The organism is Nocardia abscessus NBRC 100374 (assembly GCF_000308455.1).
GTDB lineage: Bacteria > Actinomycetota > Actinomycetes > Mycobacteriales > Mycobacteriaceae > Nocardia > Nocardia abscessus.
The window spans coordinates 168,528-185,936 of the sequence record NZ_BAFP01000139.1; the positions used below are offsets into that span (position 1 = coordinate 168,528).

At 65.4% G+C, this 17,409-nt stretch carries 14 protein-coding genes; 7 read left to right on the forward strand and 7 right to left on the reverse strand.

All coding sequences use genetic code 11. The features are described 5' to 3' along the window. The first annotated feature begins 97 nt into the window (after window positions 1-97). Window positions 98-1,096 (forward strand): SMP-30/gluconolactonase/LRE family protein, encoded by a 999-nt coding sequence (locus tag ON19_RS28350; protein WP_043699270.1) that lies wholly within the window; start codon window positions 98-100, stop codon window positions 1,094-1,096. 76 nt (window positions 1,097-1,172) lie between these two features. Here the strand turns inward: ON19_RS28350 and groL are convergent, their stop codons facing one another. Next, window positions 1,173-2,798: a chaperonin GroEL gene (gene groL, locus ON19_RS28355; protein ID WP_043699706.1), complete on the reverse strand. Its 1,626-nt coding sequence runs from the start codon at window positions 2,796-2,798 to the stop codon at window positions 1,173-1,175. 223 nt (window positions 2,799-3,021) lie between these two features. Continuing rightward, window positions 3,022-3,315: a hypothetical protein gene (locus ON19_RS28360; RefSeq protein ID WP_043699272.1), complete on the reverse strand. Its 294-nt coding sequence runs from the start codon at window positions 3,313-3,315 to the stop codon at window positions 3,022-3,024. A 190-nt stretch (window positions 3,316-3,505) separates the two neighbouring features. Between ON19_RS28360 and ON19_RS28365 the strand changes: the two genes are divergently transcribed. Both ON19_RS28365 and ON19_RS28370 read left to right on the forward strand, forming a co-directional pair. Further along, window positions 3,506-5,563, forward strand: coding sequence for an NAD(+) synthase (locus tag ON19_RS28365; protein WP_083899682.1), 2,058 nt, complete (start codon window positions 3,506-3,508; stop codon window positions 5,561-5,563). Between the two features lie 61 nt (window positions 5,564-5,624). Continuing rightward, on the forward strand, window positions 5,625-6,299 hold the full coding sequence (locus tag ON19_RS28370; RefSeq protein WP_051169379.1) for a suppressor of fused domain protein: 675 nt from the start codon (window positions 5,625-5,627) through the stop codon (window positions 6,297-6,299). Between the two features lie 243 nt (window positions 6,300-6,542). Here ON19_RS28370 and ON19_RS28375 read toward each other — a convergent pair whose 3' ends face one another. From ON19_RS28375 to ON19_RS28385, 3 genes are all read right to left on the reverse strand, one after another. Then, a complete protein-coding gene (locus ON19_RS28375) occupies window positions 6,543-7,268 on the reverse strand; it encodes a Clp protease N-terminal domain-containing protein (protein ID WP_043699276.1) in 726 nt (241 codons plus the stop codon). A 54-nt stretch (window positions 7,269-7,322) separates the two neighbouring features. Further along, on the reverse strand, window positions 7,323-8,411 hold the full coding sequence (locus ON19_RS28380) for an NAD(P)/FAD-dependent oxidoreductase (protein ID WP_043699278.1): 1,089 nt from the start codon (window positions 8,409-8,411) through the stop codon (window positions 7,323-7,325). An 81-nt stretch (window positions 8,412-8,492) separates the two neighbouring features. Then, a complete protein-coding gene (locus ON19_RS28385) occupies window positions 8,493-9,461 on the reverse strand; it encodes an RNA polymerase sigma-70 factor (protein ID WP_051169381.1) in 969 nt (322 codons plus the stop codon). Window positions 9,462-10,182: 721 nt separating this feature from the next. Between ON19_RS28385 and ON19_RS28390 the strand changes: the two genes are divergently transcribed. The 3 genes from ON19_RS28390 to ON19_RS28400 all read left to right on the forward strand — a co-directional run bounded on the left by ON19_RS28390 (window position 10,183) and on the right by ON19_RS28400 (window position 14,028). Next, entirely contained in the window at window positions 10,183-10,569 is a 387-nt protein-coding gene (locus tag ON19_RS28390; protein WP_157229869.1) for a hypothetical protein, read from the forward strand. 700 nt (window positions 10,570-11,269) lie between these two features. Continuing rightward, complete coding sequence (locus ON19_RS28395; protein ID WP_083899683.1) at window positions 11,270-13,822, forward strand: class III lanthionine synthetase LanKC N-terminal domain-containing protein; 2,553 nt, start codon at window positions 11,270-11,272, stop codon at window positions 13,820-13,822. A gap of 53 nt (window positions 13,823-13,875) precedes the next feature. After that, window positions 13,876-14,028 (forward strand): hypothetical protein, encoded by a 153-nt coding sequence (locus ON19_RS28400; RefSeq protein ID WP_157229870.1) that lies wholly within the window; start codon window positions 13,876-13,878, stop codon window positions 14,026-14,028. Window positions 14,029-14,099: 71 nt separating this feature from the next. On the opposite strand, the gene ON19_RS28405 is transcribed toward ON19_RS28400, so the two are convergent. Continuing rightward, window positions 14,100-14,471, reverse strand: coding sequence for a hypothetical protein (locus ON19_RS28405; protein WP_043699290.1), 372 nt, complete (start codon window positions 14,469-14,471; stop codon window positions 14,100-14,102). Between the two features lie 193 nt (window positions 14,472-14,664). On the opposite strand from ON19_RS28405, the gene ON19_RS28410 reads away from it, so the two are divergent. Next, the gene (locus ON19_RS28410) at window positions 14,665-14,934 is read left to right on the forward strand and encodes a hypothetical protein (protein WP_043699293.1); all 270 of its coding nucleotides are present in this window, start codon (window positions 14,665-14,667) and stop codon (window positions 14,932-14,934) included. Window positions 14,935-15,065: 131 nt separating this feature from the next. Here the strand turns inward: ON19_RS28410 and ON19_RS28415 are convergent, their stop codons facing one another. Beyond that, a complete protein-coding gene (locus ON19_RS28415; RefSeq protein ID WP_227954498.1) occupies window positions 15,066-17,054 on the reverse strand; it encodes a M13 family metallopeptidase in 1,989 nt (662 codons plus the stop codon). Window positions 17,055-17,409 lie beyond the last annotated feature (355 nt).

The following is a 17,409-nucleotide window of genomic DNA, read 5'->3' on the forward strand; positions in this document are numbered from 1 at the left end:
TAGTTTCAGCCTTGACTAGAATTAGAGTTCTAACATAGATTCGGGCATGTTATTCAAAGTGAACACGTTTGATTACATGATCTCGAAGAGGTGCCCGATGCCCCACGCCCTGTCCCGCCGCCTGCTGTCGAGCCTGGCCGCCGGAAGCGCCTGTCTCACGCTCGTCGCCTGCGGCACGAGCGACGCGCCCAGCACTGCCGTCCACACCGCCTACGAACTACCTGGCGCCCGCGTCTACCCCGAGGGCATCGCGGTGGACGCGCGCACCGGAGACAGCTACGTCGGCTCCTACAGCACCGGCGCGGTCTATCGCGCGACACCGAACGCGCGACGGGCCGAGGTCTTCCTGCCCGAAGGCGCGGGCGGCCACAGGACCGCCAACGGCTTGAAGGTCGACGCGGCAGGCCGGCTCTGGGTCACCGACTCGACCACCGGAGTCGCGGTGTACGACATCGCGACTCGCGCCCTGCTCGCCGACTTCACCGTGCCGGGCGCCGACCCGCGCTTCGTGAACGATCTCGCCATCACGCCGGATGGCACCGCGTACTTGACCGACAGCGTGCGGGCGGTCGTCTATCGCGTCACCCCGGACCAACTGGCCGCCGCGCGGGCACAGGGCGGGCGCGGCGAATTGACCCCGCGATTCGACCTGCGCACCGTTCTGCCGCCGATCGAGCCGGGCGCCTTCACGTTGAACGGCATCGTCGCCGATCCGGCCGGCCGCTATCTGCTCACGGTCGACATGCCGCGCGGCGAGCTGTACCGCATCGCCCTGACCCAGGAAGCGAGCCCGATCGGCAAAGTCACCCTGCGCGGCGGCGATCTACGACAGGGCGACGGACTCGAGCTGCACGAGGGCACCCTCTGGGCCGCGCACAACACCACCAACACGATCAGCCGCTGGACCATCTCCGACGACGGCGCCACCGCGACGCTCGCGCAGCAGCGCACCGACGAGACCCTGGCCATTCCCACGACTCTGGCCCGCTCTGGTGACCGAACCCTGATCGTCTCCTCCCAGTTCGACAAGGGCGGTCCGATGGCGCCGGGCAGCCCGAAGACGCCGTTCGCCGTCGTCACCCTCGACGGGATCTGACGCCGAAACGCCGGAAGCCGGCCCACCTCGCGGTGGACCGGCTTCCGGTTCGAAATGTGCTGCCGGGTGGCTGGACTCAGAAGTCCATGCCGCCCATGCCGCCGGTCGGGTCGCCGGCGGGAGCGGCGGCCTTCTCCGGCTTGTCGGCGACAACGGCCTCCGTGGTCAGGAACAGGGCCGCGATCGAAGCCGCGTTCTGCAGCGCCGAACGGGTGACCTTGACCGGGTCGGCGACGCCGGCGGCCAGCAGGTCCTCGTACTCGCCCGAGTCGGCGTTCAGGCCGTGACCCGCGGGCAGGTTCGACACCTTCTCGGCAACCACGCCGGGCTCGAGGCCCGCGTTGAACGCGATCTGCTTCAGCGGAGCCGACAGCGCGACCCTCACGATGTTCGCGCCGGTGGCCTCGTCACCGGTGAGCTTCAGCTCGTCCAGCGCCGGAGCCGACTGCAGCAGGGCCACGCCACCACCGGCGACGATGCCCTCCTCGACGGCCGCCTTCGCGTTGCGAACGGCGTCCTCGATGCGGTGCTTGCGCTCCTTGAGCTCCACCTCGGTGGCCGCGCCCGCCTTGATCACCGCGACACCGCCGGCCAGCTTGGCCAGACGCTCCTGCAGCTTCTCACGGTCGTAGTCCGAGTCGGAGTTCTCGATCTCGCTGCGGATCTGCTGGACCCGGCCCTTGATGGCCTCCGGGTCGCCCGCGCCCTCGACGATGGTGGTCTCGTCCTTGGTGACGACGACCTTGCGCGCCTGACCGAGCAGCTCGACGCCCGCGGTCTCCAGCGACAGGCCGACCTCTTCGGTGATGACCTCGCCACCGGTCAGGATGCCGATGTCGGCCAGCTGCGCCTTGCGGCGATCGCCGAAGCCGGGAGCCTTGACCGCGACGGACTTGAAGGTGCCGCGGATCTTGTTCACGACCAGGGTCGACAGGGCCTCGCCCTCGACGTCCTCGGCGATGATCAGCAGCGGCTTACCGGCCTGGATGACCTTCTCCAGCAGCGGCAGCAGGTCCTTGACGGTGGAGACCTTCGAGCCGACCAGCAGGATGTACGGGTCCTCGAGGACCGCTTCCTGACGCTCCGGGTCGGTGACGAAGTAGCCGGAGATGTACCCCTTGTCGAAGCGCATACCCTCGGTCAGCTCCAGCTGGAGGCCGAAGGTGTTGCTCTCCTCGACGGTGATGACGCCTTCCTTGCCGACCTTGTCCATGGCCTCGGCGATCAGCTCACCGATGGACGGGTCGCCGGCCGAGATACCGGCGGTGGCGGCGATCTGCTCCTTGGTCTCGACCTCCTTGGCGGTGTCGAGCAGCTTGGCGGTGACGGCCTCGACGGCCTTCTCGATGCCGCGCTTCAGACCGAGCGGGTTCGCGCCGGCCGCGACGTTGCGCAGACCCTCGCGCACCAGCGCCTGGGCGAGCACGGTCGCGGTGGTGGTGCCGTCGCCCGCGACGTCGTCGGTCTTCTTGGCGACTTCCTTGACCAGCTCGGCGCCGATCTTCTCGTACGGGTCCTCCAGCTCGATCTCCTTGGCGATGGACACACCATCGTTGGTGATCGTGGGGGCGCCCCACTTCTTCTCCAGGACAACGTTGCGACCCTTGGGGCCCAGCGTCACCTTGACCGCGTCGGCGAGGCTGTTGAGGCCCCGCTCGAGGCCGCGGCGGGCCTCTTCGTCATACGCAATTGTCTTGGCCATGGCGTTGTTGAGATCCTCCATGTGTATGGCTGACACACAGGACGACCGCCGGTTGGGTCGCCCCAGTTACGCTGGCCAGGTTCGGTGCCCGCGACGGACGACCGAGGGTGTCTACGGAACCCGGTCTCACCGTCCCGACCTGGCACTCACAGGTCGAGAGTGCCAAGAGCATTTTTAGCACTCAGGGGTGGCGAGTGCAAGGTCCGGCCGCACCGCCGCGCCGCTAATGGCGGTCGTCGACGCGCAGAACCAGCGCGACGAAGGCGTCGGTGCGGCGTTCCTCGGGCGTGCGGGGCTCGCCCTCCTCGACGGTGACCTGTTCGGCGTCGTGCAGCAACAACTCCGCCTCCACCCGCATGATGGCGCGAATGAACGGCGGCGCGACGTCCGGCGGCAAGTCGCCGTTCACCACATAGCTGCCGTCCGGTTGGGACTCGGTGGACACATACGAAAGCGCGCGCAGCAGATCTGCGCGCCGTTCCCCCGCTATTAGGTCGGAATCCATTTCATCCGCCATTGCTATAGCTTAGCCGCCAGGGGTTCACATCTTCGGCCGGACGATTCGCCGTCTCCTGCCCGGACGACAAAACCGCAGTTCAGCGGGCCTTTTCTCGGACAGCGGGGAATTCGACGCCGCGCCACCGCGCCCGCCGGGGCGTAGATTCCGACTGGACCATGATCAACCTCATCCCGGAAGGGGACGCAGGGTGGCCGACCTGCCGTTCGATTCGCTGTACCGGCACGGCTTCGCCCGGGTGGCGGTCGCGGTGCCCCGGGTGCGCGTGGCCGACCCCGCCTACAACGTGGAGCAGACCGTGGAACTGGCCGCGCAGGCCGCGGCGGCCGGTGCGGTGCTGACGGTGTTCCCCGAGCTGGGCTTGTCCTCCTACACCGCCGACGACCTGTTCCACCAGGACGCGCTGGACGCCGCGGTCGAGGCGGCGCTCGAGCGCGTTGTCGCGGCGAGCACGGACATCGACACGGTGCTCGTGGTGGGCGCCCCGGTGCGGGCCCAGGGCCGGTTGTACAACTGCGCGATCGCCATCTGCCGCGGCCTCGTGCTCGGCGTGGCGCCGAAGAGCTACCTGCCGAACTATCGGGAGTTCTACGAGACGCGCCAGTTCGCGGCGGCGCGGGAGGTGCTGGAGGACCACGTCACGGTGGCCGGGCACCGGGCGCCGTTCGGGTCCGATCTGCTGTTCCGCGCGAACAATCTGGACGATTTCGTCTTCCACCTGGAGATCTGCGAGGACGGGTGGGTGCCGTTGCCGCCGAGCGGGTTCGCCGCGCTGGCCGGGGCGACGGTGCTGGTCAACCTGTCCGCGAGCAATATCGTGATCGGGAAGGCCGACTACCGGCGAACGCTGTGCACCTCGCATTCGGCGCGGTATCTCGCGGCCTACCTGTACTCCGCGGCGGGCCACGGCGAGTCCACCACCGACCTCGCCTGGGACGGGCAGGCACTGATCTGCGAGAACGGCGACCTGCTCGCCGAGGGTGAGCGGTTCTGCGATCATCCCCAGCTGGTCACCGCCGACCTGGACCTGCGCCGCCTCGCCGCGGATCGCTTGCGCACCACCAGCTTCGCCGACAACGTGCACGACCACCGGGACCGGCTGGTCGCGATGCGGCGCATCGACGTCCGGCTGCCCGTCCCCGAGGTCGCGGTCCCGCTGCGCCGCGAGATCGAGCGCTTCCCCTACGTGCCCGCCGACCCGGCCGTGCGCAACGAGCGCTGCGCCGAGGTGCACCACATCCAGATCGAGGGCCTGAGCACGCGTTTGCGCGCCACCGGGCTCGAGCGGGTGGTGATCGGGGTGTCCGGCGGGCTGGACTCCACCCAGGCTCTGATCGTGGCGGCCAAGGCGATGGATCGGCTCGGCCTGCCGCGGTCGAACGTGCTGGCCTACACCATGCCCGGCTTCGCGACCAGCACCAGGACCAGAACCGACGCGCACCGTCTGATGGCCGCTCTCGGCGTCACGGCGCGCGAGATCGACATCCGCCCCTCGGCCACCCAGATGCTGCGCGACCTCGGCCATCCGGCCGCCGACGGCGCACCGGTGTACGACGTCACCTACGAGAACGTGCAGGCGGGCGAGCGCACCTCGCATCTGTTCCGGCTGGCGAACCTGCACGGCGCGCTCGTGGTCGGCACCGGCGACCTCAGCGAACTCGCGCTCGGCTGGTGCACGTTCGGCGTCGGCGATCACATGGCGCACTACAGCGTCAACGCCTCGGTGCCCAAGACGCTGATCAAATACCTGATCGCCTGGGCGGTGGACACCGAACAGCTCGGCGCCGAAGCGGGCGAGGTGCTGTCGTCGATCCTGCGCACCGAGATCTCCCCCGAACTCGTTCCGAACGCCGATCCCTCGGCGCCGGCCCAGAGTTCGGAGGCCACCGTCGGCCCGTACGAGTTGCAGGACTTCCACCTCTACTACGTGCTGCGTTTCGGTTATCTACCCAGCCGCGTCGCCTACCTGGCCAGGCACGCGTGGTCCGATCCCGCGACCGGCCGCTGGCCCGACCTCGTCCCGGCCGACCAGCGCAACGCCTACGACCTCGCGACGATCAAGCACTGGCTCGGCGAGTTCCTGCTGCGCTTCGTGCAGACCAGCCAGTTCAAGCGCTCGACGCTGCCGAACGCGCCGAAGGTCGGCTCCGGCGGTTCGCTGTCGCCGCGCGGCGATTGGCGCGCGCCGAGTGACGCCTCGGCGGCGGCCTGGCTGGCGGAACTCGCTCGCAACGTGCCCGACGCCTGACCCGCTCCGAGCGTCGGACGCCCTCGAGTGCGGCCGGACGCGCCGTGCCTATGGTGACTGGGTGAGTGAGAAACCCGGCTGGGATGCCATCGATGAGGCGTTGCGGCCGCTGTACGGCGACATCGAGCCCTTCCACTGGGCATCCGACCACCCGTGGTCCCTGGGTGGGCCCGACCCGCTCGACGGGATCAGCGCGTACCGCCGCACCGACCCGGTGCCGCACTGGCACTACGTCAGCTACGGGATGACCGAACTGTACGAGAAGGAATGGGACAACCCGGCGGAGTCCGGCTGGGGTTTCGAATTCACCTTCCGGTTGGCGCGCGAGCCCGCCGACACCGAACCGCCCGTATGGCCTGCGAACTTCGTGCAGAACCTCGCCCGTTACGTCTTCCAGTCCGGCAAGTGGTTCGAACCGGGACACACCATCAAAGCGAACGGGCCGATCGCGGCGGGCCACGCGGACTGCACCAATCACGCCGTCTGCTTCACGCCCGACCCGGAACTGGGCGCCATCGACAGCCCGCACGGCCGCGTGCTGTTCCTGCAGATCGTCGGGCTGACCATGCGGGAATACCGCGCGGCCCAGGGCGGCCGCGCTCTCGCGCTGCTCGCCGAACTGGAACCGCGACTACCCCTGTACGTCACCGACATCCACCGCGAGCCTTTGGTCGCCGAGCCGAAGCCGCAGGCTCGTTGGCCGCGGTGGGGCGGCGGCCTGGCCGGACGGGCGTGATCAGGCCGCTCGCCTCGCCGGTAGGCCGGTTGCGGCGGTCCGGCGTGGCCCGGGGTTTCCGGCGCCCCGGGTGCGCAACGCCCGCCGCCGCCGCGCCCGTGCGGTCCGCGCACCGCGGAACCCATTGACGACGTTGCGCATCCGGTGGAGCGGCGCCGATCGCCCCGGCAGCCCGATCACCAGCAAGGACAGTGCGAAAGCGAGTGCGATCCCCGCGCGGAACCTTCCGCAGCCCATCGGCAATCAGGGTTTCTCGGTCGTGATGGACGCGAGCACCTCGACCAGATGCGTTTCGACACTCGCCTTGTCGACGCCGAGATCACTGAGCAGGCCCGCGCCGTTCTCCTGTTCGAGCAGGGCGAGCAGAATGTGCTCGGTGCCGATGTAGTTGTGCCCCAGCCGAAGCGCCTCGCGGAAGGTGAGTTCCAGGACCTTCTTGGCCTCCGCGCCGAACGGGATCAGCGGGGGGACTTCCCCTTCGCTCGGCGGCAGGGACGCGGAGGCCGCGGCGGAGAGCACGTCGATCGCCACACCGCGAGAGATGAGTTCCTGCACCGCGAGCCCCTCCGGTTCGGTGAGCAGGCCCAGCACCACGTGCCCGAGGGCGATTTCGCGGTTGCCCGCCGTGCGCGCGGCCTCCTGTGCCGCCATCACGACCGCCCGCGCCCGCGCGGTGAAACGAGCGAAGCCCGCGTTCGGGTCCATGGCCGCCGCGGCGCCCGGATCGGGCACTTTGGGCACGAACCGCTTCTGCGCTGCCTGCTTGGTGACGCCCATGCTGGCCCCGATGTCGGTCCACGAGGCCCCGGAGCGCCGGGCCTGGTCGACGAAGTGGCCGATCAGGTGATCGGCCACTTCATCGAGGTGATTCGCCACGACCACGGCGTCGGACAGCTGCTCGAGCACGTTGTCGGGACGGGCTTTCTTGATGCCTTCGATCAGGTCGTCGAGGCGGAATTGTGAACTCATGCGTCAACGATAGGTTGACGATGCCAGATCGTCAACGGTTGGTTGACGTTTAGTTCAGGGGCGCGCCTGCCAGGCCGCGGCGCGCACGATGCGCTCCTTCACCCACGCCGCCGTCCGCCCGGTCAGCACCGTCCGCGCCGGTGCGTCGTCGGCGTGCACCGCCTGGACGACCCCGTCCCGGCGTCCCAGGCTGAGGCAATGGAGCACATACCGGAACTCGAACTCTTCCGGCTCGCGACCGCGCATCCGGGCGACGACGGCATCGGCCGCGTGCTTGCCGGTGGGCAGCGCCGTGGCGCACGCCATGCGCAGATCGCGACCGCCCGGCCCTCCGATGACGGCCGCGTCACCCGCCGCGTAGACGTCCGGGTGCGACACCGAACGCAAGGTCGCGTCGGTCAGCACCCGGCCGTCGGAATCCACCGCCAGGCCGGACCGGGCAGCGAGGTCGGGCACGCGAAATCCCGTGGTCCACACCGTCGTCGCGGCTTCGACCAGCGAACCGTCGGCCAAGCGCGGGCCATCGGACGAGACCTCGATCACCTTGGCGCCGCAGCGGATCTCGACCCCGAGACGCTCCAGTGTCCGCCTGATGTGCGCCTGCGCCCGCGCCGACAGCCAGGCGCCCGGCTCCTGCGACCCGAGCAGCAGCACCCGGGTGCCCGGATACGATTCCGCCAGTTCCGCCGCCAGTTCGATGCCGGTCGCCCCGGCCCCGACAACCGCCACCGGTCCGCCCGGCGCCGGCAGCGAGTTCACGTCCTTCTGCGTCGCCACCGAGTAGGCGTGTGCGGCAACACCGGGAACGCTCTCGACATCGGCGATGCTGCCGAGGGCGTAGATCAGCGTGTCGTAGTCGACGGCCTGCGCCGCGTCGAGCACCACGCGCTTTCCGGCCGTATCGATGTCCGTCGCCCGTGCGTTCACGAACTCGATTCCCTTGCTCTCCAGCAGTTCCCGCAGATCCCATGCGGGAATGCGCTGGCCGGACGCCTGCTGGTGCAGCCGCACCCGCTCGACGAACGACGTGTGGGCATCCATCACGGTGATCCGCGCGTCCCGCGCCGTGCGAGCGAGCCTGCGGGCCGCCGCCAGCCCCGCGTATCCCGCGCCGAGCACGACGATCCGATGCTGTCCGGTCATGATGTGGCTCCTTTCGATCGGCCATCACCCTTCAGACCGGACAGGCCACCGGAACCTGACAAATCAGAGCCGTGAAGCGCGTCACACCGGGCGTCGACGCCCGTCCGGCAGCGCACCGACGACGCCGTCCGGGCCGCTCGACCGCGCCAAATAGGCCAGTTTCTCCGGATTGACGATCAACCGCAGCGCGGTGACCGCTCCGTCGGCGACCTCGACACCCACCACGAGCAGTGGCGCGCCCTCCACCCGCACGACCGCGGCGGGGGCACCGTTGACCTCTTCCACGAGCAGCCGCATCCCGGGTACCTCCCAGCGCCACAGACCCGCCATGTACCGCGCCACGTGGTTCGCGCCGAGCACCGGCCGCCGGGCCGCGTTGACCTGGCCGCCGCCGTCGGCGGTCGCGCTCACGTCGGCGGCGAGCATCCGCTCCAGCGCCTCGATATCGCCCTCACGCGCCGCCTTCAGGAACCGCTCGATCAGTTCGTGGGCGTGCCCGGCCGGTATACCGAAGCGGGCCCGGCCTTCTCGCACGCGCTGGCTCGCTCGGCGGAAGATCTGCTGGGAGTTCGTCTCGGTCACGTCGAGCATGTCGGCGATCTCACGGTGGGCGTAGCCGAATGCCTCGCGCAGCACGAAGACGGCGCGCTCCACGGGGGTCAGCCGCTCCAGCGCGGTCAGCAGGGCCAGCGAGACCAGTTCACGCTCTTCCACGGTCTCCAGCGGACCGAGCTCGCCGCGGCCGGTCGGCACCGGCTCGGGCAGCCACGGCCCGACGTAGGTCTCCCGCCTGGCCCGCGCCGAAACCAACCAGGTGCGGCAGAGATTCACCAGCGCCGTGGTCAACCATGCCTCGGCGGAACGGATTCCGGCGCGGTCGGCGCCGTCCCAGCGCAGATAGGTCTCCTGCACCGCGTCCTCGGCCTCGGTGGCCGAGCCGAGCATCCGGTAGGCGAGTGCGAACAGCCGCGGTCGATGCCCCTCGAATTCCCGCAGGCACTCCAGCCGCTCCGGGTCGTCAGGCCGTACCGGGCGGGTGACGCGAGACATGCGTCCAGGCCCCGCGTTCAGTGCCGCTGCTGGTTTGGGCGTGCCCGACGAGTTACCAGTGTGCTCCCTGAACGCATCGCCGCTGGTCATGGGGACGACAGTACCGTGTGTTGTGCGGCCGATTGCCATCTAGTTGTCAAGAATTCGGGCTACGTATGTAGGGCGGTGCTGAATGACGCCGTGTGCTGGTCTCGCCCGGTCGGGCCGGGCTGGTGGCTGTCTGCGGTGTCGCCGGACCCCACCCGAGTTTCATCGCCGTACTCTCACGGCACGTCGAACCTTCGTGCGCCCCGCGACCGAGCGGAGCATGCTGAAATCACTGGCCACTGACCTGGCAACTTAACATCGGGCTGGGTGTCGGTTGCCACCGTCGCGGGACCACCACGTTGCCAGTTGTAGGACCACTGGCAGCGGTACAGGAGTGGAACGGGTTATCGCGCTGTTGATTGGCGGACCCCGCGTTCCCGAACCACCGATATGCGTCCCGCGTCGACCAGCTTCGACAGTACCCACTCATGCCTGGTGACCAGCTCTGCCGGGCCGCGTCTCCGGCTCCGTCGTAATGTGGCGCGTCGAAGATTCCGAAATTCGTTGGAACCGTCGGGAACCACGGCGCGTCCTACCTAGTGACCGACCAAGAATCGAGGAAGGAGCGGTCCGGTAGCCCGGTGTGCGCGACCGGCGGATCGTTCCGAAACCGAGAGACTGGCGGTGGAATCCGTTGTTCCCCAACTGGACAGGGCGGGACATGCATGCCCGGAGCGGCGATTCCATCGGAACAGGAGTAGCTGTTGTAACCATCGACACGATTGCGGTGCAGGGCACCGCGACGGATCTGGTCGTCTCGACCCAGACCGTACTGGATCTGGCCTCGGCAACGCGATTTGCTGCCGCACAGGTGACTCCGGCCCAGGTAGGGCAGACCTATCGGCCGTTCGGTGACCGGCTGTCGCTGGCGTGCTCGGATGCCGCGCGCATTCTGGCGCGTTGGGGTGCGAGCATCGGTGACTGCACAACGGCGCTCAACCGTTGCGCTACGGCCTACCAGGCGCAGAAGCAGGACAATCGAACCTCGATCGTCACCTGCCGACTGAATATGGCTGCGTGATGGATACTTTCGAGCCGAGCGCCAACGCCCTGTTCGACCGCGGCAATCCGGACCGCGGCAATCCGGACTGCGGCGACTGCAGGAGCTCGTCGAGCCTCGGGTGTGGCAACCGGCGAAAACTGTTGTCCCTCAGGCGAACAATTACAAAGCGACCTGTTGCGCAACGTTTAATTGCGTACTATGCTCACATGAGAGGCCGGGGAGGCATCATCTGTTGGGAGGGGTTCTTCAATCTAGTTGCACACCGATCTATTATCGGCATAACTACTGTTTGAGCAGTTGATAAGAAACCCGAACCGAGCGCGGTTTGGTACGTCGGTGTACTTCTATTCGCATCCTATACAAAGAGGCATTTTCAGGACCAGGCGCGATGCTGGGCGGCCCCGTGATCGCTACCAGCGGCGATGCTAAGTGCCACCTGGATTAGCCTTGAGATTGACATCAACTACGCATGCGATTTGCACGAGTAAACGTCCGGGGAGGGTTTCTGTGTTCGTTAAGACTGCCGGTTTGGTTGCGATCGTTACAGCCGTTGGCGCAGGGGAATCGGCTGCTGCTCAGTATTTTCCGCAGCCTTCCCGGGATAAATGCGAAATCATTGCCCAAGAGCCGGAGTGCTGTATAGGCATCTCCGGCGATTGGTATCGGAATCCAAACTATCCGAATCCTTGTCCGATCTCCTGATCGCAGCGAGTCCGAGATGATCTTAGAGCAGTATTGCATGCGGGACCGTGAATTCTTCAGCGCACCGTCGGACGTCGGCGTCGACGATGCTGACAGGGTTTTAGCTGGGGAGATTCCAGGATATACATCAAAGACCGGCACATATTGGACATATTGGACTCCCGACGTGGGTCCGGACGCTCCTCATCAGGGTTGGAAAATCCATCTCAGCGCCGCACTGGGTAGAGAGCGAAAAGTAGCAGAAATCGCCGCAGATTTTTGTCGAGATATGGGCTTGCACTTCAAGGTTGCTGCATCGATCGCACAGTATCGGTCGATGAACTCCAAGAATGCCGACCGGGTATCCTCCGGAAAGCTAGTGACTGTATATCCAGATTCGGATCGGCTCGAGCGGGCGGTCGTCGAGTTGGGTAATCGAACTGCCGATTTCGACGGTCCGCACATACTGACCGATCTGCGGTGGAAGCGTGGGCCCGTTTTCGTCAGGTACGGTGGATTCCGGCGGCTGGAGGTCGACGGAAAGCTGTGCATCATCGACCCGGATGGACGGCCGGAGGAGGACCAGCGGCTGCCCTGGTTCAGCCCACCTCCCTGGTTGGAAATACCGGAATTCTTGCGGGGCGTTATGGGCCGGTCTGAGGGTGGAACTGTTCCTTTCACTATCGAATCTGCTATCAGTCATTCCAACGCAGGCGGAGTTTACCTCGCCACGATGCTGGAAAATGGCGAGAAAGTCGTCGTCAAGGAGGGACGGCCGAACGCAGGTTACACGCCGGACGGCCGCGATGGCTACCGAAGGATACGTGATGAGGTGATGACCATCCGCCGGTTAGGCGATCCGGACCTCTTTCCGCGAGTCCTCTGGAGCGGGGAGGTGGGCGGTCATTACTTCATGGCGATGTCCCGTGCTGTCGGTATCACATTGCAATCATGGATAGTCGGCAATATGCCGCTCTACTCGGCGGACGGCGCCGATTGGGATCGGTATGGGAAAGACTGCGGCGTGATTCTGGAAAACGCGGAGCGTGGGGCCAATCATATACGAAAAGCAGGTCTGGTTCACGCGGACCTCCATCCCCGAAACATCATTGTCGATCCCGATACGCTGGCTATCACAATCATTGATTTCGAGACCGCCAAGGACATCACCGGTTGGAAGTCGAGCGGTATACACGCACCGGGGTTCGCCCCGCCGCCCGGTGTTGCCCCTCAGGACATAGATTCGTATGCCCTTGCGCAGACGATCACGCAGATGCTCACGGCAAGAGTAGAGCACGCCGAGATCACGTCGAATCGTTTCAATTGGGCGCTTCCAGGATTGCTGGAAGTCCTGAAGCGACATAACGGTCGCGTGCCGGACGGCGTAGCCGAGAATGTGATCAAACGGGACAGCATCATGGCGGCGCTGTCCTTGCCGGCAACTCTGCGACAAAAGCCTCCTCCGAAGGACTTTTTGGCCGCTCTTCGCGACGATCTCCCTGCGGTTCTCGGGGCGGCGCACGCTCGGCTGAATCGACTACCTGTCCATGCCGAGGCGCTGGAGGACTCCCTCTTCGGCCTGGCCTTCGGCGCCGCGGGCCACGCACTCGCTTTGCCCGACATGTTCGGTGATTCGGCCACCCACCAAGTGGTCGCCGAGGCGGGCCGGGTCACTAGGTCCGGACTCTTCGATGGATTGTGCGGGTCGATTTATGCCCTGCTAGTACTGAACGAGGCCGTGGCCGCGGAAAAGCTCTCGAGAGATACGAATCTGCTGGATCGCGCGGACGGATGGCGCATCTTCGACGGGAAGGCGGGCATTATGCTTGCCGCTCTGCGGATGGAGCATTTCCCCGACGTCGAGTCGGTGCTCGTTCCCGATTTGGCGGCACAGCTGGCGGATGCTGCGCAGCGATACTGCGCGGGTGTCCCGTTGCTTCCTCCTCCGGAAAGCAAGGTGATGACCAATAGATTCACCGCGCAAACATCAGGTCTGATGTACGGCCACCTGGGGCTGGCGTGGTTGTTCGCGGAGGCACACCGTCGGTTCGGTGATGATCTCTTCGTCGATGCAATGAATCATGCTCTGCTCACTGAGTTGGACCATTACGAGAGAGACGACAGAAATATACTTCATTACAAGCAGGGAAAGCGGCTGATACCGTATCTTGCGACGGGATCCGCGGGATTCGGTGTGGCGTTGAACAATGTCGATGTCAAGCGGCTCGACGGCAAAGTGACGTCGAGCCTAGAGGATCTCGCCAGGGTCGATTCTACGTTATTCACCGTCAATTGCAGTTTGTTCAATGGATATGCTGGTCTACTCTACGGTACAAATGGTTTGAAGATGGTCATGGGCCTTCCCGTGCGGCCCGTTTCCGATCTCAATCGGATGGTCCGAAGTATGGCGGTCCGGATGTCGACAGATACCTGGGCTATTCCTGGAGATTCGAATTTCCGTATCACAACGGATCTCGCCTCCGGCTCCAGTGGAGTGATGCACGTGGAGTCCATGATGAAACGACGCGACTATGGGCTTCTGCCTCCTATACCGGAACCAACCCAAGGACTTGGCTCGCGAACCGCGTGATCAAGGCGGCCATGCTCGGCCAAGGGCAACGATTTGAAAGAGAGGAGGATGACATGACTGTACTTGACGTTCTCGAGCTCCAGAAGCTGGAGATTCCCGAACAGTGGCTGGAAGCGGACAATCTGCGAAGCACTCTGAGCCACAACGAATGCGGTACACAAGGTACTAGCTACATCAGCTGGCACGGATGCATCGTTCCGTCGTAGCCGAGAGGCGAACACGCTGACGCGGTATCGTGTCGGTCAAGAATTTCAGCAGACACGATACCGCGCCAGGTTTACTCGGAGAGCATGCGGTGTGACCAGACCACTTTGTCGGTGTAACCGTCGTCTCTGTCCGAGTAAGTGGACGCCAAGTGCGCTGCCACCCCGTCAGCGATGTGGGTCAACTGAAGGTGGATTGGGTCGTCACGGTTCTGGTTGATGACGATCCGATGATGAGTCCGTGGCCCAGCGTCCTTTCCAGGGTTCCGGGCGAACCACTCTGTGCTCAGCTCGTCTTGTTCCGGTGAAAGAGTGGTGGAAGCGATGTCGAAGGTGCCCTGTTCGGCATATGCGTCGACAATCTCTTCGACGTAGGACCGAAGGTCCTCGAACTCTTCGTCGGTGCTGAAGATCGCAATCTCCAGCTTATTGAATAGGCTGGTCATTGGATTCCTTTTGTGGTCTCGGGTCGGACGGCTTCGGCATCAGAGTACCGGTTGGGCGGTTGATGAGCCACCGAAATTTCATTGGTGGGGGAGGTAACTTCGAGAATCATTCGATAATACCTGTGCAGTTTATTTCATATCGATCCGGTCGCAGATGACGAGAACCGTGGCCGGTTGACAAAGGGAGAACGGAATGAAATCGAAATTCGGCAGGAGCCTGGGCGCCGCTATCGTGAGTGCGGGTGTCGTGGTATCGGCGCTCGTCGGAACGGGGGTGGCGGAGGCGGCAACCGTTACCGCTAAGGTCAGGTGCGACAAGGTTGAGAACAAGGGCGGCGCCACCGTTGGCTGGCTGGAAGCAGAGGGGACCGGCAACAACGTGGGAGAGGCGCTCGCGAACGCCGAGAAGAATGTCCAGGTGCCGGAAGGCTACTACAAGCGCCACTGCCGTCCGACAAAATAGCCATCCCGATGCCGGTAAGCAACAGGCCTGGGCCTCCTGAAGGCTGCGGGGCTTTGTAGCGGCAGCGGCCGGTCGGAACACCGTGGGTCCGGTCGCCCGCTGCCCCGGCTGACCGGGACCATCGGAGGCGATCAAATGGTGACGCGCTGCTCTTCGGGAAGCCACAGTTTGTCGGTGGGTTGCACAGTGAAGGTGGCGTAGAACTCTGGCAGGTTGCGGACGGGCTGGTTGCAGCGGAATTCGTTGGGAGAGTGGGGATCAGTGGCGACCTGGTCGGCAGTCGCCTCGTGGCGCCGCTTCTCCCGCCAGGTGCGGGCCCAGGCCATGAAGACGGCGGTGTAATCGAGGGCAGCGCCGCGCTTCTGCATGGCGATCCGGTAGGCGGCCAGCGAGGTGGCGAAACCACGGAGGTCCGCCAGGTTCTCGCCGACCGTGAACTTGCCGTTGACGTGCTGATCGGGTGGGACGCCGTCCGGGACGAGCTTGTCGTACTGGGCGATGAGCATGTCGGCGCGCTCGGCGAAGGCGGCGCGGTCTTCGGGGGTCCACCAGTCGTGCAGGATACCGTCACCGTCGTATCTGGAGCCCTGATCGTCGAAACCGTGGCCCAATTCGTGGCCTATCATCGCGCCGATGCCGCCGTAGTTGACAGCAGGGTCGGCGTCGGGATCGAAGAACGGCGGCTGCAGGATGCCTGCGGGGAAGACGATCATGTTCATGCTGGCCGCGTAATAGGCGTTGACGGTCTGCGGAGTCATCCCCCACTCGCCGCGGTCCACAGGTGTGCCCAATTTGGCCAGCTGACGCCTGCTTTCGAAGACGTTCGCGGCGCGGATACTGGTAACGAGCTGGTCCTTGGTGACGTAGAGGTTCGAGTAGTCGCGCCACTTGTCGGGGTAGCCGATCATCGGCTGGACCTTGTCGAGCTTGGCGATGGCGGCGTCGCGAGTCGCCTTGCTCATCCATTCGGTGCGCTGGAACCGCTCGCGGTAGGCCTCGCGCAGGTTGGCGACAAGATCGAGCGCCTGCTTCTTGGCCTCAGGTGGGAAGTGTTCGGCGACATATTTCTGGCCGAGCAGCTCGCCCGCCGTGGTGTTGATCAGGCGGACCGCCAGCTTCCACCGGTCCTCCGGCTGCTCGAGTCCTTTCAGAGTCTTGCCCGCGAAGTCGAAGTCGGCGTCGGCGAAATCCTTCTTCAGGAAGGGGGCGAATGCGCGGACGATGGCCAGTGTGAAGTACTCGCGCCAGACGGCGATGTCGGTATCGACCCACAGCTGCGCAAAAGCCGTGACGTACGAGGGCTCGTCGACCACCACAGTGGCGAACTCGGCGGGGCTTTCGGATATCGCCGCGAGCCAGCTGTCCCAGTCGAATCCCGGTGCCTGCGTGCGCAACTCAGCCCAACTGCGGATATTGTAAGTCCTGTCGGCGTCGCGGGTGTCGACCTGGTTCCAGTGTCCTGCAGCGATTCCTGTCTCCAGGTCGAGCACGCGTTGTGCCGTGCCTACCGGGTCTGGTAGTCCCGCGCCGGCGCCGAGGCGTTGCAGGTACGTGCGATAGGCGTCGCGGATCGGGGCTTTCGGCAGGTCGCGGTAGTAGGCCTCGTCCGACATGCCGAGGCCGGACTGAGCCATCCTCGGCAGGTAGCGGGTTGAGTCCTTGGGATCGACGCCGACGTACAGCTGGAGCGGAGTGGTCTGAAACTGGGTGCGGAAACCTCCCGTCATGACCAGCTGACCGGCGACGTATGCAAGGTCCGACTTAGTCGCAGCGTTGTCCACGGCCGCGAGCAGGTCGGCGATCGGCTTCGTGCCCTGACGCTCGATCGTGTCGATGTCGAGACAGCCGCGGTAGAGGTCGCGCAGTTTCTGCTCCGGTGAGCCCGGCGCAGCGTCGTCGTCGATGCCCTTGAGGATGGCATTGAGGTTATGGCGGGCGCGCTCGTCCATCTCCTCGAATGAGCCATAGCGGGACTTGTCCGGCGGTAGCTGGTAGGTCCGCAACCAGGTGCCGTTGACGTGAAGATACAGGTCGTCCTGAGGCCGGATTGCGTTGTCAGCCTCGGACAGATCCGGCCCCTCCGGCTTCGTGGACTCCGACGAACACGCTACGGGCACCACGCCGAGAGCGAGCAGAAAAGCGCGGCGGCCAAACGGCGTTACAGTCAAAGAACCCCCCTCAATTTACGCCCGACGCCCGAGCGTACCGGAGAGAGTCGTATGGCCAAAGGGGACTCACGCGCCTGGGTTTGGTTGGACGGCCGCATTACTGCGGCGGTCCAGATACGCACACGTTCGTTCGGTTCCGCCCAACGTTTCAGCGATGAGCCGGACGTGGCCGCTGTTTGCATGTCCTGCCAGGGCACAACCTACGACAGGGCGAACTGCAAGGGTCGACGCCCATCCGATGGCAAAACTGCCCTCTTGTCCGATCGCTCATGTCCGGCATAGTTGCTGGCCAGCCGTCGAGGCTTGT

Coding starts and splice junctions, on each gene's coding strand:
- ON19_RS28350 (WP_043699270.1), top strand. CDS start 98: ATGCCCCACGCCCTGTCCCGCCGCCTGCTGTCGAGCCTGGCCGCCGGA.
- groL (WP_043699706.1), bottom strand. CDS start 2,798: ATGGCCAAGACAATTGCGTATGACGAAGAGGCCCGCCGCGGCCTCGAG.
- ON19_RS28360 (WP_043699272.1), bottom strand. CDS start 3,315: ATGGCGGATGAAATGGATTCCGACCTAATAGCGGGGGAACGGCGCGCA.
- ON19_RS28375 (WP_043699276.1), bottom strand. CDS start 7,268: ATGAGTTCACAATTCCGCCTCGACGACCTGATCGAAGGCATCAAGAAA.
- ON19_RS28380 (WP_043699278.1), bottom strand. CDS start 8,411: ATGACCGGACAGCATCGGATCGTCGTGCTCGGCGCGGGATACGCGGGG.
- ON19_RS28385 (WP_051169381.1), bottom strand. CDS start 9,461: ATGTCTCGCGTCACCCGCCCGGTACGGCCTGACGACCCGGAGCGGCTG.
- ON19_RS28395 (WP_083899683.1), top strand. CDS start 11,270: ATGATCTTAGAGCAGTATTGCATGCGGGACCGTGAATTCTTCAGCGCA.
- ON19_RS28400 (WP_157229870.1), top strand. CDS start 13,876: ATGACTGTACTTGACGTTCTCGAGCTCCAGAAGCTGGAGATTCCCGAA.
- ON19_RS28405 (WP_043699290.1), bottom strand. CDS start 14,471: ATGACCAGCCTATTCAATAAGCTGGAGATTGCGATCTTCAGCACCGAC.
- ON19_RS28410 (WP_043699293.1), top strand. CDS start 14,665: ATGAAATCGAAATTCGGCAGGAGCCTGGGCGCCGCTATCGTGAGTGCG.